The sequence below is a fragment of the Aminobacterium colombiense DSM 12261 genome (assembly GCF_000025885.1).
Classification (GTDB): Bacteria; Synergistota; Synergistia; order Synergistales; family Aminobacteriaceae; genus Aminobacterium; species Aminobacterium colombiense.
In genome coordinates this window covers 1,445,057-1,459,283 of the sequence record NC_014011.1, presented here as the reverse complement: position 1 = coordinate 1,459,283, position 14,227 = coordinate 1,445,057, and the positions used below count along the sequence as shown (strand labels likewise).

Sequence of the window (14,227 nt, the reverse complement as noted above, 5' to 3'; positions counted from 1 at the left end):
TATGGAGAAGCGCGGTATGGCGCCGATAATTTGGTTGAGGAGGCGACAAGACTAAATGTCTGCCCTGAATGTTCCGAACATGTTAAGTCTGTTACGAGTTTTTTTGACTCCCTTAGTGGTCATCTTTTTGACCCTAAAAATAAGCACTCCAGTTCTTATCCTTGAAAAACTGGGGGTCGAGGTAAGCTATGGAGACCTTATTGCTGGATTTGTCTTTATTCTTGCGGCTCTCACCGATACTGCCGATGGCTACATTGCCCGTAAGAAAGGCATCGTTACCAATCTTGGCAAATTTATAGACCCTCTGGCGGATAAGATTCTTGTGGTTGCGGCTTTAATCTCCCTCGTAGAATTACAACGTTTACCTGCATGGATAGTGGTGGTCATTATCTCCCGGGATTTTGTTGTTACGGGCATCCGTCTTGTAGCTGCGGCAGAAGGGATAGTTATCGCCGCCTCACCTATGGGTAAACTCAAAACGGTAAGTCAGATCATTGCCATATCGCTGTTAATATTCAATTTTCCAGGGGGGCTCCTCGCTATGTGGGTGGCCATGATTCTCACAGTGTGGTCTGGCATGGAATATCTCATAAAAGGGCGAAACATCATTTTTGACGCTTCGTAAGAAGGTGGATTTCCATATGGGAGAAAATATAGTTGCCTATATAGACAGAATGAAAAATCAAATGGTTGAAAGTCTGGCTCAGCTTATTGGCTTCCCCGCTATCTCTCCTCATGACGGAGGGATAGGAGAGGTGGAAAAAGCGCGCTTTATTGCGAAGCTTCTACTAGAAAAAGGCCTTCCGGAAGCAGAATGGCATAATGCCCCTGATGAGAAGGCGCCAGAAAAGTATCGCCCTAATCTTATAGTGCGTATTCCAGGCAGAACAAAAAAACGCCTTTGGATCATCACACACATGGATGTGGTTCCAGAGGGAGATTCCACCCTTTGGAACACTAGCCCCTTCAAGGCTTCTATAAAAGATGGCCGTATATTTGGGCGGGGCAGCAGTGACAATGGACAAGAGCTCATAGCCAGTATTTTTGCCGCTGCGGCATTGAAAGAGCAGAATATTGTGCCGGAATACGAGGTATGCCTCTGCTTTGTAGCGGATGAAGAGCTGGGCAGTCTATACGGCATACAGTATCTTATCAAAGAAGGGCTTTTCAGTTCAGATGACCTTGTGGTTGTTCCAGATGGTGGAAATGAACAGGGAGATTTTATTGAAGTTGCTGAAAAAAGCATCCTGTGGGTCCAATGGACAGTGACAGGGAAGCAGGTTCATGGAAGTAGGCCTGACCTTGGCCTTAACGCTTGCCGAATTACCAACGAATTTGCCATGAAACTCGATGGGGCCCTCCACGAAGCCTTCCCAGAAAAGAATGAGCTTTTTTCTCCCCCCCTTTCCACTTTTGAGCCTACTCGGCGATTAGCTAACGTGAGCAACGTAAACACTATTCCCGGCAAAGAGGTCTTCTGTCTTGATTGTCGTATACTGCCTTCGATCAATGTAGATGGAGTGTTGAAGGTTATGGAGCATATTGCCCATTCGGAGGAGCAGAAAAGTGGCGCCGAAATCGACATAACCGTACTCCAGCGAACCGATTCCACAAGCCCCACCCCATCTGATGCGCTTGTGGTTAAGCTTCTTTCAGAAGCAGTTAAGGAAGTTTATTCTTTTGCGCCGGTGATAGGCGGAGTAGGGGGCGGGACCTGTGCTGCCTATTTTAGAAAAAATGGCATTCCGGCAGTTGTCTGGGGGCAAGAAGCTGATGTGGCCCATATGCCAAATGAATATTGTGAAATTACCCATCTCGTGAATGAGACAAAAGTTTTTGCCCTTATGATGGCAGGCAGTAAAAATACTTTTGACCCGTTACTCCCGGACGGCATATAATAAACTCTTGTGGAACGATCATCGTATATTATTTATTGAGGTGAAGTAAATGTTGAAAGGCCTAAAGCGCGTTCTTGGTTTAGACCCCAATGAACGGGCGCTGAAAAGATATCGTCAGATAGCTGATGATATCAACGGGCTGGAGCCAGAGTATAGTGCGAAAAGTGATGAAGACCTTCGCTCTTTGGTTGCAGACTTCAAAAGACGAGCTAACGAAGGAGAAAGCCTTGACAATCTTCTTGTAGAGGTTTTTGCCCTTGTAAGGGAAGTTTCAAGGAGAACTCTTGGCCTCCGCCATTTCGACGTACAGCTAATGGGAGGCATGGCTCTTCACGAAGGCAAGATAACAGAAATGAAGACTGGCGAAGGGAAGACACTTGTGGCCACCCTTGCGGTAGTGCTTAATGCCCTTTCCGGCAATGGAGTACATGTGGTTACAGTGAATGACTACCTTGCGAAGCGTGACGCAGAATGGATGGGACCTATCTATCGTTTTCTCGGTCTCTCAGTAAAGTGTATTTATGCTTATATGGATCAGAAAGAAAGAAAAGAAGCGTATCTTTCTGACGTAACTTACGGAACGAACAGTGAGTTTGGCTTCGACTATCTTCGAGATAACATGGCTGTGGCTAAAGATCAGCTTGTCCAGCGGGGGCATCATTTTTGCATTGTTGACGAAGTTGACTCTATTTTGATTGACGAAGCTCGAACCCCTCTTATCATTTCCGGCCCATCAGAAGACAACGTAGAGATGTACACTACTGCGGATCAGATCGCAAGGCAACTCAAAGAGGGTCGGGATTTCGAAAAAGACGAGAAAGAGCGGAACGTAGCCTTTACAGAAGATGGAATAGCTCGCTGTGAGAACTTGCTTAAAATGCCCGGGCTTTTTTCTGATGCTGCCAATTCAGATCTTGCCCACCGAATAGTGCAGGCCGTTAAAGCCCACGTGCTTTTTCAAAAAGACGTTCATTACGTTGTAAAAGATGGGGAAATTATAATCGTAGATGAATTTACCGGCCGGCTAATGTTTGGCCGGCGCTATTCTGATGGGTTGCATCAGGCCATCGAGGCGAAGGAAAAAGTCAGAGTTGGCAGAGAAAGCCAGACTCTTGCCACCATAACTTTGCAGAATTATTTCCGGATGTACAGGAAACTGGCGGGAATGACCGGTACTGCTGTTACTGAATCAGAGGAGTTTAAAGAGATCTATGGTCTGGATGTCATTGTGGTACCTACCAATAAGCCTATGGTGCGAAGCGATTTCCCTGATGTAATCTACCGCACATCCCTTGAAAAATTCCACGCCGTGGCAGAGGAAGTGGAAGAGACCTATAGTAATGGTCAGCCGGTACTTGTGGGAACAACATCCATTGAGAACTCAGAACGCATTAGCAAGTTGCTGAAAGCCCGTAAAATTCCTCACCAGGTCCTGAATGCCAAATATCACGAAAAAGAAGCTCAGATCGTTGCGCAGGCGGGGCGGTTTGGAGCGGTTACCGTGGCGACGAACATGGCTGGCCGAGGTACTGATATTGTATTGGGCGGGAACCCAGATTTCCTGGCAAAAGAAACTCTTCGAAAAGAAGGCAATGTTGAAGATCTGGATCCTTCAAAATATCAGCAGCTTCTTGAAGAGTATCGGCAGATATGCGCTAAAGAACGGGATGAGGTTCTTGATAAAGGCGGTCTCAAGATCATAGGTACGGAGCGTCACGAATCGAGAAGGATTGATAACCAGCTGAGGGGCCGGTCCGGCCGACAGGGAGATCCGGGATCAAGCCGTTTTTATCTCTCCCTTGAAGATGATCTTTTAAGACTCTTTGGTTCCGAGCGTATTCAGGGCATAATGGAAAAATTAGGTATGGAAGAAGGGGAAGCTATAGAACACAACCTTCTTACGAAAGCTATCGAATCGGCCCAGAAGAAAGTGGAGCAAATGCATTTTGATATACGCCGTCAGCTTTTGTCCTACGACAATGTCATGAACCAGCAGCGGGAAGCCGTGTATGGTGAGCGTCATAGAATTCTCGAAGACAAAAACATTATTGACCACACACGGGATGTGGCAACTGGTGTTGTAGATGATGTGCTGAATCATTATTTCCCCGAAGAAGGGGAACCTGAACCAGAGCGGGCGGAAGCGAGGCTAAGGGGACTTTTCGGCCCGGGTTTCGAACCCTATTTAAAAAGTGTTGACAGCAGCCGCCTCTTACCGGAAGTGTCTGAACAGATAAAGCAGGAAGTGGAGTCCCGTTTCATTCGGAAGATAGAGAATCTTGGCCCTTTAGTGGCGGATGAGCTGATGAGATTCATCGTCCTCCATACCCTTGATACGAGCTGGAAAGATCATCTCCTTGCAATGGACGAGCTGAGAAGGGGTATCGGACTGCGAGCCATAGGTCAAAAAGATCCTCTTCTTGAATACCAGTTTGAATCATATAACCTTTTCCAATCTATGATGGGACGGGTGCGAGAGTCTATTTCCGAGCTGGCTTTCAGGGTTACGGTTGTTTCTGAGGAAACTCGCAGAAGTCCTGATCGGCAAAGCCTTAGAGAGAGCAGAGACTTTGCTATGCCAATCCTTTCGAGGGAGGTTCCCGGAGCCGGAGTGGGTACAGAAAAACATCAACCCATACGGAAGGGGCCCAAAGTTGGGCGCAATGATCCTTGTCCGTGCGGCAGCGGCAAAAAGTATAAGTATTGCTGCGGCAAAAATGCCTAATGATAACAAGAGGAGGGTAACGGGTATGGGCCGGAACATTTTAAAAATAGCTTTGAATGTGGCCATTCTGGCGATTTTAGCGGGGACAGTGTTGCTTTCACCAGCTATGGCGGCTTCGGATATTGACATACAGCGACTTGTTCAGGAAGCCCCGGATTTTTCCCTTTATGAAAAGGCGCAAGGTATCGTCTGGTTGAAGGACCACCACTACACATTGCTTGCCGATGGCAGTATGGAAACTGATATCTGCTGGGTAGTGCTTGTGCGGGATACTATTGACCCTTCCTGGCAGGATTGGTCTTTGCCAGCTCCCGAAGGAGGTTCTGTCGAAATTATGAAGGCGGAAGTGTATGATCCTGCTTCCGCTCTGTTGATAAAAACGGCAGAGGTTTCTTCTCAGGAAGTGGAAGGCCGTTCCCTTTATCATGTGCATTTCCCTGCAAGAGATGAAGTTATCTGGGTTCTTTCCTATAGGGTCCGATCTCCTCGAAAACTAGGGGTGGATGGCTATGTGAGAACAGGCCTGACCCTCCCCCTATGGGAGCAGTTCATTACAGTGGATGTGCCCGCTGGTTCATCATTCTCCTGGCTTGCCAGTGAGAACGACGAACCAGTACTCCAGAAACAGGCCGGGCGAGATCGATATCTATGGCATATAGTCAATCGCCCCATATGGCGAGGGACATCTCTTCTAAGCTCTTTCGAACCTTTTATAGCCTTTAGCATGCAGCAGGGGGAAGATGCTTATTATCGCCTTTTTCAGTCAATGGAAGGTGTTACTGTACCCGATGCCCCTGCATCGGTGGTTTCCATAGCAAAAAATGCAAACCATATGAAAGCCGGTAATGAAATTATTCAGTATGTAAAGAATCAGCCGTCCTTTCCGGATTTCGTGGCGGATAATCTTTTGAGGACAGTGATCCCTGAGAAAGGTGCCTGGTCGGATTGGGAAAAGACAATCATTCTCGCCCGATGGCTGCCCCTCGCGGGGTGGCAGGTGAATCTGAAATGGGTTACAGCGGCAGACATTGCAAAGGATACGCCTGTAACCAGGGGTTTTCTTCTAAAGCCGATCCTTGAAGCTTCTATCCCTGGCAGCGGCACTTTCTATTTCGACATTCGGCAGGGGCTTTCTTTGGGCAACACCCCTCCCTCTCTATGGGGCAGCAGGATATGCGGCATTGTTGACAGAAAACTTACATCCGATGTTATTCAGGGAGGCGGCGCAGCGGATCATCGACTTTCCCTTCGCTGGAATCTGAACCTTGACGAGAGCGGTTATCTTTCCGGGCATGCCTCTTTCTTGTTGCGAAACGGATGGGCGGGACTTTTCTTTGGAGGGAAGACACCTGATATTTCAACGGCTGCCTCTATTCTTTCAAACAGCACGGGGCTCCAGTTCGATAGCGGACAAGGGGAAATAAAGAAGCTGAAATATGGCTATGAAATAATCTTCCCCGTAAAGGTGTTTGGAGCGATTACTGGAGCTTCAGGTAAGCAGATGCTGGTAAAGCTTCCAACTTTTACTCCGCGATGCCTGAAGGAACTAGTGACTGTCCGCTCTCCTTTTTCCGTGCAGTTTCCATTTGCTGTAGAGATGGAATATGACCTTCGCATTCCTGATTCCATGAGCGTTCTTGCCCTTCCAGGTACGTCAGGTAAAGATATGGGAAAAGTAAAGTATTATGAAAATCTGACCTATAAAAAGAAAAAACATACAGTGAATGGTAGCGCCAGAGTAGTTGTGTCTGTGGATCGTTTTGATGGTTCCTTGGCCTCTGCCCTTAGCGAATCCCTGCGGCGTTTTGCCGATTTTAATACGAAGACACTGCCCCTGCGTGCAAAGTAAGTCTTTATCGGAGGTGTAAGAATGGCAGATGTATTGCGGACCCTTCGCCAGCTTCTGGATGAAGCGGTCCTATCCATGGCAGAAGAAAAAAATGTTGCAATTGATGATATTCCTGAGTTTGCTATTGAAAAACCGAAAAACGAGGGGCACGGAGATTGGGCAACAAACGCGGCCATGCAGCTGGCGAGAATATTCCATGACAATCCGAGAAAACTGGCCGAGCAAATTGTGAGCCGGTTGGCTGATTGTGATTATTTTACGGCGGTAGAAATTGCCGGTCCAGGTTTTATCAATTTTCGCCTCTCTAAAAAGTGGATGGGGGAAGTTGTAAAAGATATTATTACCCTTGACGATGATTACGGTCGCCAGAATATAGGCGGAGGAGAAAAGGTTCAGGTGGAATTTGTAAGCGCCAATCCTACCGGCCCCCTTCATGTGGGTCATGGTCGGGGTGCCGCTGTTGGTGACATTATTGCAAGGATCCTTGACTTTACCGGGTGGCAGGTGGAGAAAGAATATTATATTAATGATGCCGGATTGCAGATGGAGATTCTGGGGCGTTCAACACAGTCCAGATACTTCAAGCTTCTAAACTGCCCGGAACGTGCTCCATTTCCGGAAGATGCCTATAAAGGCGAGTATATATACGACCTAGCGAGGGAGATCATCGACCAGGAGGGGGACCGTTTCCTTTCTTTGCCCCTTGAAGAGAGCCTCGGTTTCTTTCAGACCTACGCAGCAGGCCGCATCCTGGAAGGCATTAAAAAAGACCTTGCAGATTTTGGCGTTGCATATGATGTCTGGTTTTCAGAGAAGAGTCTCTACGACAGGAATTTAGTTCCCCAGGCTATGGAGATGCTCAATAAACATGGGTACGCCTATGAGGAAGAAGGGGCGCTCTGGTTTAGGGCCACAGCCTTCGGAGATGAAAAGGATCGCGTTCTCATTCGGAATAACGGTGTGCCAACCTATTTCGCCTCAGATATTACCTATCATATGGAAAAATTTAGTCGGGGCTTTCAAAGGGTGATTGACGTTTGGGGAGCTGACCATCATGGATATGTCCCCCGAATGAAAGCGGGAGTGGAGGCTCTGGGCAAGGAAAGAGGAAGTCTTGAAGTCGTACTGATCCAGTTCGTAAATCTTTTGCGAGGCGGCGAACAAGTTGCTATGTCTACCCGTTCAGGACAATTTGTAACATTAAGGGACGTTATGGATGAAGTCGGTGTAGATGCAACGAGATATTTCTTTGTTATGAGGCGGAGCGACAGCCATCTTGATTTTGATCTGGAGCTGGCCAAGCAATCCTCTAATGAAAATCCAGTGTACTATGTTCAGTACGCCCATGCGCGCATTTGCAGCGTTCTCAAAGAGGCAGAAAACAGGCATATCCCAATGCCCGGTCTTGCTGGGTTTAACCCAGAGCTTCTTGTTTCTGACGAAGAGAAAAAACTAGTCAATCGTCTTTCCCTCTTCCCCCAGGAAGTGAAACGGGCTGCTTTGGACCGCGCTCCCCATGTGATTGTAAGTTTTGCCTATGATCTGGCAGCGGACTTTCATTCTTTTTATAATGCCAATCGCATACTTGGGGAACGTCAGGATATTATGGATATGCGGCTTTTGCTTGTGCAAGCATCGAAGTCTGTGCTTTCCCGCTCTTTAAAACTTCTTGGAGTGAGTGCTCCGGAAAGGATGTAAAGGCATGCCGCGGTTACGGTGGGTTCTTTTAACGGTTGTCCTGTTTCTTATAACAGCCATTATGGGAACAGCCTATATCGTGGAACTTCGCGACATACGCCGCCTTTCAGTTTTAGTGGATACCCGAATGAACTATTTAATGGAAAAAAGCCGGACGATCCAGGAATGCCGTGAAAAGATCGAATTTTATAAAACTCAGGAAGGGATGGCCCATCTGGCGAGAGACCAGTATAACCTGGTTTTTCCAGGTGAGCGGATCTATAGAATTGTTGTAACGTCAGATGATACCTTGCCCGAGAATAAACAGTAGCGTATAATACACGGGCATGTGTCCCTGTCTCTTTTTAAGAAAAGAGACCACTTAGACCAAAGGGAGGAGGTGAGTTACGTGCGGCCATACGAAATGATGATTCTTGTCAATGCAGATCTCGAAGAACCTAAAGAAGAGGTTTCTAAAGTGGAAGAGGTCGTACGAAGCCTCGGTGGAGAGCTTTCAAAAACCGATATATGGGGAAAAAGAAAGCTGGCTTATCCAGTAAATGAGCACACCGATGGTTTCTATGCTGTCATGACCTTTAAGCTCAACCCTGACGAAATAACAGAGCTTGAACGATTGCTGAGCTTGCGGCAGAATGTGCACCGGCAGATGATCGTCCGTCTTGACGAAGAATAAGGAGGAGATCTTTTGGCCAGGGGATTCAACAAAGTCATACTTATGGGAAATCTGTCTCGTGATCCTGAAATTCGTTACACTACGTCCAAACAGGCAGTAGCAAGGTTGAACGTAGCTGTTGACCGTCAATGGAAAGGCCGAAGCGGAGAAGTGCAGAACCAGGTCGATTTTATCCCAGTTGTTGTCTGGGGGGCTCAAGCTGAGAACTGCGAACGGTACCTCCGCAAGGGACGTCCGGTTTTGATAGAGGGACGTCTCCAGGTGAGGAGTTACGATGACAAATCAGGTGAACGCCGCTGGATGACCGAGGTAATCGCTGCTTCAGTAATCTTTTTAGGCAGTGCTCCCAGAGATGATGAGAATAAAGGAAGCCCTTATGGTGGAGGAAACGATAATTTTGGAAGTATCCGCGATAAAGGTTTCGGTGGAGAAGAGTTCCCTCTTGACATCTCCGAAATGGGAGAACCTGATTCCGGGGATGATGAAGCAGATATTCCCTTTTAGAGAGGAGGAACAACTATGGCTGTAAGTGGAGGCGCTTCAAAGGGGCCAAGAGCTCCGAGAAGAGGCGGCAAGAGACGGCCAAAGGTTTGTTTTTACTGTGTCGACAAAATTGATTATGTTGACTATAAAGATGTAGAACGCCTGAGGAAGTACATTAGCGAACGAGGCAAGATCATGCCGAGACGAGTTACCGGAAATTGCGCCAAACATCAGCGGCAGCTGACAACAGCAATTAAAAGAGCTCGTTTTATGGCGCTTTTGCCCTACTCTGTAGATTAAACGGCAGAATAATAAGATTTTTCAGGGGGGTGGCCGCGGCTTCTCCCCTTCTTTTTTAAGCACAACTAGTGCGTGAAAGGATGTTTTTGCGTGACACCAACGAGAAGCCTTGTGGAATCATCCCTTCTTGTAGGGCTGGCAGTCGTACTTTTTCTCGCGGCTCAATTTCTTCCTGTCGTCGGAATTGTTTTTTCCTTTCTTTGTCCGGCCCCTCTCGTAGTAATGGGCCTGAGACACGACATAAAAAAGGCCCTTCTTGGTGTAGCTGTAGCTACAGGTCTTATTACGATCTTTATGGGGCCCATAGGTGCGCTGTTCTTTATTCTTGGTTTTGGTGTATTAGGGGTGGGGCTTGGCATTCTTGCAAAACGTTTTACCAGGGGAGTTGAGATTATTCTTTATGGAATACTTCTCTCTCTGGGAAGCAAGTTGCTTCTCATGGTTATCGCGAGCAAAGTAATGGGAGTAAATCCTTTTTCCATAGATCCTGTAGAGGTGGAAACCATGTTCAATAAGATATTCGCCTTCTACGCAGGAAAAGGGCTTTCCCCGGAGACAATTGAATCTATGAAGCAGCAGGTAATGATGTCTCTGAAGATAATTCCCCTTGTTTTTCCCGCACTTCTTACATTAGCCGCCTCTGTTGATTGCTATCTTAGCTACGTCATTAGCAGTGCGGTGATAAGGAGGGTTGGAAGCGGGGTTCTTCCGCCTTTGCCGCCTTTCTCCAACTGGCGGTTCCCAAAAAGTATTTTTTGGGCTCTGCTAGTATCTATGGTTTTTTCTATGGTGGGAATGCAACAAGGGCAGACTAGCCTGCTATTCCGTATGGGGATGAACTTAAAACTCCTTGTCAATATTATTTTTCTACTTCAGGGGTTGTCGGTCATCTGGTATTATCTTTCATTGAAGGGTATAGGGGCTGTTGTTAAATGGATTGCGCTACTACTTATAGTTTTTATCCCATTCCTTTCGAATGTTTCACTGATCCTTGGAGTGGCAGATATGTGGTTTGATTTCAGGTCACGAATCAGGAGGGAATAGCAATGAAGGTGATCTTGAAAGAAGATGTTGCAAAACTTGGCAGTAAAGGCGACCTTATCGAGACATCCGACGGATATGCTCGAAATTACCTTTTTCCAAGAGGTTTGGCGGAAGAGGCAACACCCGCCAAGCTGAAAGAGTGGAAGAAAGTGAAGGAAGCCCGAGAAAGAAAAGAAGAAAAAATGCTGGCCGAAGCTCAGGCAAAAAGCCGGAAGCTTCAAGGGAAGCGGGTTATTGTAAAAGCGAGCGCCGGAGAATCGGGGAAACTTTTTGGAAGCGTAACAAATGGTCATATAGAGGAAGCCCTGAAAAATCAGCTGGATGTATCAATTGATAAGAAAGACATCAGGCTTGATGAAAATATTCGAAATACGGGAAATTATTCCTTTACGGTCAAGCTCTATCAAGGGGTAGAAGCTCGTATGACCGTCAAAGTTGAGGCTGAATAGTAGTGGGTGAAAATATATATAATCGAGTGCCTCCGTCAAGTCTTGAGGCAGAGCGCGCCGTATTAGGGGCTTGCCTTGTTGATAGGGAAGCCCTCAACATGGTGATGGAGACGCTTGTCCCTGATGATTTTTATGATTTAAACCATCGCCTGGCCTTTGATATTATTTGTGATATGGCACAGCGGGATAAACCTGTAGATGCCCTGACCTTCCTGGAAGAGTCAACCAAGCGCGAACTAGTAGAAAAAATCGGAGGGCAGCCCTTTATAGCAGGACTTGTCAACGGTGTGACCACCACTGCAAATGCGGAGTATTATGCCTTGATTGTGAAAGATAAGTCTATACATCGCCGTCTGATCTCTGCTGGAAACACCATTGTTCATCTCGGCTACTCTGAAGAGCGGGAAGTGGACGAGATTCTGGAAGAGGCGGAAAAAGCAGTTTTCGAAATAGCTCAGAAGAGGAACAGAACGAATTTCAGACCCATCTCTGATGTGTTAGGCAAAACATTCCAGATCATAGAAACCCAGTATCGAAAATCCGATCAGGATGTAACCGGTTTTTCTACCGGTTTTTATCAATTCGACAGAATGACAGGAGGCCTGCAGCCTGGCAGCCTTAATATCATAGCTGCCCGTCCCTCTATGGGGAAAACGGCATTGGCCTTGAATATCGCCCAATATGGTGGAGTTGAACGAAAGGAGCCTATCCTCATTTTCAGTCTTGAAATGAGCGCTGAGCAGCTTGTCCAGAGGATGCTCGGATCTGAAGCCAAGGTGAATATTCATGACATTAGAAATGGTTCCTTTGCTGAAAAGGACTGGGAAAAACTTGCCGATGCCGCTGGCCGTCTCTCTCAGGCCCCACTTTTTATAGACGATAGTTCAATGCTTTCCACTCTCGAATTTAGGGCCAGGGCCAGACGGTTCAAATCCCGTTTTGAAAATCTGGGACTCATAGTGGTTGACTACCTTCAGCTCATGAGTTTTGCTCGCCGCATCGATAGCAAACAGCAGGAAGTCGCGGAAATATCGAGGGCCTTAAAGGGAGTGGCTCGTGAGCTTGATGTTCCAGTTATAGCCCTTTCCCAGCTTTCCCGCGCAGTGGAACAGCGAAACGAGAAAATGCCCCAGCTGTCTGACCTTCGCGATAGTGGCGCTATAGAGCAGGACGCCGACTTGGTCATGCTCTTATACCGGCCTGGATATTATGACACGGCAGCCTCTCCAGAAGAAGAAGATAACAGGGCAACCATCCGGATAGCCAAACATCGTAATGGGCCTACAGGCGACGTGAATCTTGTGTTCTTAAAAGAATATACAAGATTTGTAAATGTTGAAAGAACCTTCATGTAGCAGGTCAGTAAGTTGCGAAGACAGGCTATGGATAGAATAAACAAAATGAAAGATCCGTCTTTCTCTAATGAAAGCCCCTCATTTTTAATGGAGGGCTTTTTATTTTCCTGCTTTTTTGCCATGCTCATTTTCCCAAATATGGTTTTCTCAGGCAACCACTGGTTTCAGAGCTTACATCTTCTAAAATGGGTTACGGCTTTTGTTCCCATTGCTCTGATAGTATTGGTTCTTTGGGCCAGTTCTTTTAATAAAAGGGTCGTTTTTTTCTTTTCTGTTGACTTCTTCGCCCTTATATGGCTTGCCTTTTTGGTTTATATAACATTGCAGCCTCTTTGGGTTCCCATATCTTCCCCCCCAACATTCTTGCGAAGCTGGTTCTTCTTCGCCGGGCTTTGGGTTCTTTATGTTGTTGCTTCGAATTTTTTCTCTATGGAGTTTCTCTCTTTTATGTTGTGGGGAAGTGCCATTAGCGGTACTTTGAGCGTTTTTTTCGCAGAATTGCAGCTTCGGGGAATGAATGGCTTCTTTCCTTTTATTCTAGCTACACCAGGACATTACATCGCTAATACCGGTCAACAAAACATGTTAGGGCTGTGGCTGGCTATTTGTGTACTTAACACCATGTATCTTTATATAAAAAAGAAAACTATTGTTTCAGGTATCCCGATCATCATTTTTATGGCGGTGATAGAGTGGGGGCTTTGGAATACCACAAGCCGCTCCGCAATTTTTGGAATTGGGGCGGGCATCATCTTTATGCTGATAATGTCATTGAGGACCCAGTCTAGGGAGATTCAGAAGAAATCTTTAGCAGTGATTCTTATTTTTTTTGTCATACTGGGAGTTACCATTGAAATGAATAAGGGGAGAATAGGGACCCTGAGGCAAAAATTTGCAGATGTTCTTGAGAATCCGGCTTCCGTTGGCAAAAGAGACAGCATCTGGCTTACTTCTTGGTATATGTTTCGATCCCACCCCCTTCAGGGGGTAGGTCTAGGCCAGTATAAATGGCATTATCTAGAAGCTCAGCGCTCTATGCGTGCTCTTCACCCTGAAAAAGCCTGGCAATTCACTTACTGGGCCCATAATGAATACCTTCAGTGGTTATGTGAAACAGGGATTGTGGGGGGATTGTGGCTTTTGCTTCTTGCAGGTTGGTGGCTCTGGAGTTTTGGGGGGATAATATGGAGAAAAATTCGTCTCCCTCATGAGATTTTGTGGGGAACATCTCTTATCGCTCTTATTTTAGGCACAGGTCTATGGACCCGCCCTTTCCATCGTATCGAAAACGTTCTATGGATGGTTGTGGCTTTTGCGATAGCCAATAAGGAGATTCTTGGCACCCAGCCGTTGTTTTCTTTTTTTAGAAAAAGCAAGAAAGCTTTTTTTACTCTGCTTGGCGTGGGTGTCCTTTTGGGGCTTCTATTCCTTGGTCAAGGTATGTACGGGGATTATCTTTTGAGCTCTTCCTTCAATGTTAAGGACGTGGATTTGCAGAGAGACTATCTAGAAAGGGCCGGCAAATCTTTTATGGTGCAAGATCTTGCTCAAAAGCAATTGGCCTATCATTACTTAAATACGGGAGAGCGTCTGCGGAATCCGCAAATGGTCTCCGCGGGGCTCAACCGTCTTTATGATGTTTTTCAACACGAACCTCATGGAAAGGATCTAGGTATCCTTTTAAACTGGGGGCACAGGTTGAATAACGAAACCCTTCTCAATGAACTGTCTCCTTATACCCAATAAAGGGGAC

At 46.6% G+C, this 14,227-nt stretch carries 13 protein-coding genes; all 13 read left to right on the top strand.

Features of this window, described 5'->3' with window-relative positions:
* The first annotated feature begins 55 nt into the window (after window positions 1–55).
* The 13 genes from pgsA (at window position 56) to AMICO_RS07220 (ending at window position 14,220) form a co-directional block, all read left to right on the top strand.
* Window positions 56–625 carry a CDP-diacylglycerol--glycerol-3-phosphate 3-phosphatidyltransferase gene (pgsA, locus tag AMICO_RS07280; protein WP_013048808.1) on the top strand — a complete coding sequence of 190 codons (570 nt, stop codon included), beginning with the start codon at window positions 56–58 and terminating at the stop codon, window positions 623–625.
* A 16-nt stretch (window positions 626–641) separates the two neighbouring features.
* On the top strand, window positions 642–1,898 hold the full coding sequence (locus AMICO_RS07275; protein ID WP_013048807.1) for a M20 family metallo-hydrolase: 1,257 nt from the start codon (window positions 642–644) through the stop codon (window positions 1,896–1,898).
* 49 nt (window positions 1,899–1,947) lie between these two features.
* Window positions 1,948–4,623: a preprotein translocase subunit SecA gene (gene secA / locus AMICO_RS07270; protein WP_013048806.1), complete on the top strand. Its 2,676-nt coding sequence runs from the start codon at window positions 1,948–1,950 to the stop codon at window positions 4,621–4,623.
* A 25-nt stretch (window positions 4,624–4,648) separates the two neighbouring features.
* Window positions 4,649–6,472: a hypothetical protein gene (locus tag AMICO_RS07265; protein ID WP_013048805.1), complete on the top strand. Its 1,824-nt coding sequence runs from the start codon at window positions 4,649–4,651 to the stop codon at window positions 6,470–6,472.
* 21 nt (window positions 6,473–6,493) lie between these two features.
* On the top strand, window positions 6,494–8,170 hold the full coding sequence (argS, locus tag AMICO_RS07260; protein WP_013048804.1) for an arginine--tRNA ligase: 1,677 nt from the start codon (window positions 6,494–6,496) through the stop codon (window positions 8,168–8,170).
* Between the two features lie 4 nt (window positions 8,171–8,174).
* A complete protein-coding gene (locus AMICO_RS07255) occupies window positions 8,175–8,480 on the top strand; it encodes a hypothetical protein (RefSeq protein ID WP_013048803.1) in 306 nt (101 codons plus the stop codon).
* A gap of 78 nt (window positions 8,481–8,558) precedes the next feature.
* Window positions 8,559–8,843: a 30S ribosomal protein S6 gene (rpsF, locus tag AMICO_RS07250; RefSeq protein ID WP_013048802.1), complete on the top strand. Its 285-nt coding sequence runs from the start codon at window positions 8,559–8,561 to the stop codon at window positions 8,841–8,843.
* A 12-nt stretch (window positions 8,844–8,855) separates the two neighbouring features.
* Window positions 8,856–9,347, top strand: coding sequence for a single-stranded DNA-binding protein (locus AMICO_RS07245; RefSeq protein ID WP_013048801.1), 492 nt, complete (start codon window positions 8,856–8,858; stop codon window positions 9,345–9,347).
* 15 nt (window positions 9,348–9,362) lie between these two features.
* Entirely contained in the window at window positions 9,363–9,626 is a 264-nt protein-coding gene (gene rpsR / locus AMICO_RS07240) for a 30S ribosomal protein S18 (RefSeq protein WP_013048800.1), read from the top strand.
* A gap of 90 nt (window positions 9,627–9,716) precedes the next feature.
* Window positions 9,717–10,670 (top strand): YybS family protein, encoded by a 954-nt coding sequence (locus tag AMICO_RS07235; protein WP_013048799.1) that lies wholly within the window; start codon window positions 9,717–9,719, stop codon window positions 10,668–10,670.
* A 2-nt stretch (window positions 10,671–10,672) separates the two neighbouring features.
* Window positions 10,673–11,119: a 50S ribosomal protein L9 gene (gene rplI / locus AMICO_RS07230; RefSeq protein WP_013048798.1), complete on the top strand. Its 447-nt coding sequence runs from the start codon at window positions 10,673–10,675 to the stop codon at window positions 11,117–11,119.
* Window positions 11,120–11,121: 2 nt separating this feature from the next.
* A complete protein-coding gene (gene dnaB, locus AMICO_RS07225) occupies window positions 11,122–12,474 on the top strand; it encodes a replicative DNA helicase (protein ID WP_013048797.1) in 1,353 nt (450 codons plus the stop codon).
* A gap of 87 nt (window positions 12,475–12,561) precedes the next feature.
* Window positions 12,562–14,220 (top strand): O-antigen ligase family protein, encoded by a 1,659-nt coding sequence (locus AMICO_RS07220; RefSeq protein WP_169302815.1) that lies wholly within the window; start codon window positions 12,562–12,564, stop codon window positions 14,218–14,220.
* Window positions 14,221–14,227 lie beyond the last annotated feature (7 nt).

Bases quoted from the DNA above. Each gene is read 5' to 3' on its own strand.
- AMICO_RS07265 (WP_013048805.1), top strand. From the start codon at position 4,649: ATGGGCCGGAACATTTTAAAAATAGCTTTGAATGTGGCCATTCTGGCG.
- pgsA (WP_013048808.1), top strand. From the start codon at position 56: ATGTCTGCCCTGAATGTTCCGAACATGTTAAGTCTGTTACGAGTTTTT.
- rpsR (WP_013048800.1), top strand. From the start codon at position 9,363: ATGGCTGTAAGTGGAGGCGCTTCAAAGGGGCCAAGAGCTCCGAGAAGA.
- AMICO_RS07255 (WP_013048803.1), top strand. From the start codon at position 8,175: ATGCCGCGGTTACGGTGGGTTCTTTTAACGGTTGTCCTGTTTCTTATA.
- secA (WP_013048806.1), top strand. From the start codon at position 1,948: ATGTTGAAAGGCCTAAAGCGCGTTCTTGGTTTAGACCCCAATGAACGG.
- rplI (WP_013048798.1), top strand. From the start codon at position 10,673: ATGAAGGTGATCTTGAAAGAAGATGTTGCAAAACTTGGCAGTAAAGGC.
- AMICO_RS07275 (WP_013048807.1), top strand. From the start codon at position 642: ATGGGAGAAAATATAGTTGCCTATATAGACAGAATGAAAAATCAAATG.
- argS (WP_013048804.1), top strand. From the start codon at position 6,494: ATGGCAGATGTATTGCGGACCCTTCGCCAGCTTCTGGATGAAGCGGTC.
- AMICO_RS07220 (WP_169302815.1), top strand. From the start codon at position 12,562: ATGGAGGGCTTTTTATTTTCCTGCTTTTTTGCCATGCTCATTTTCCCA.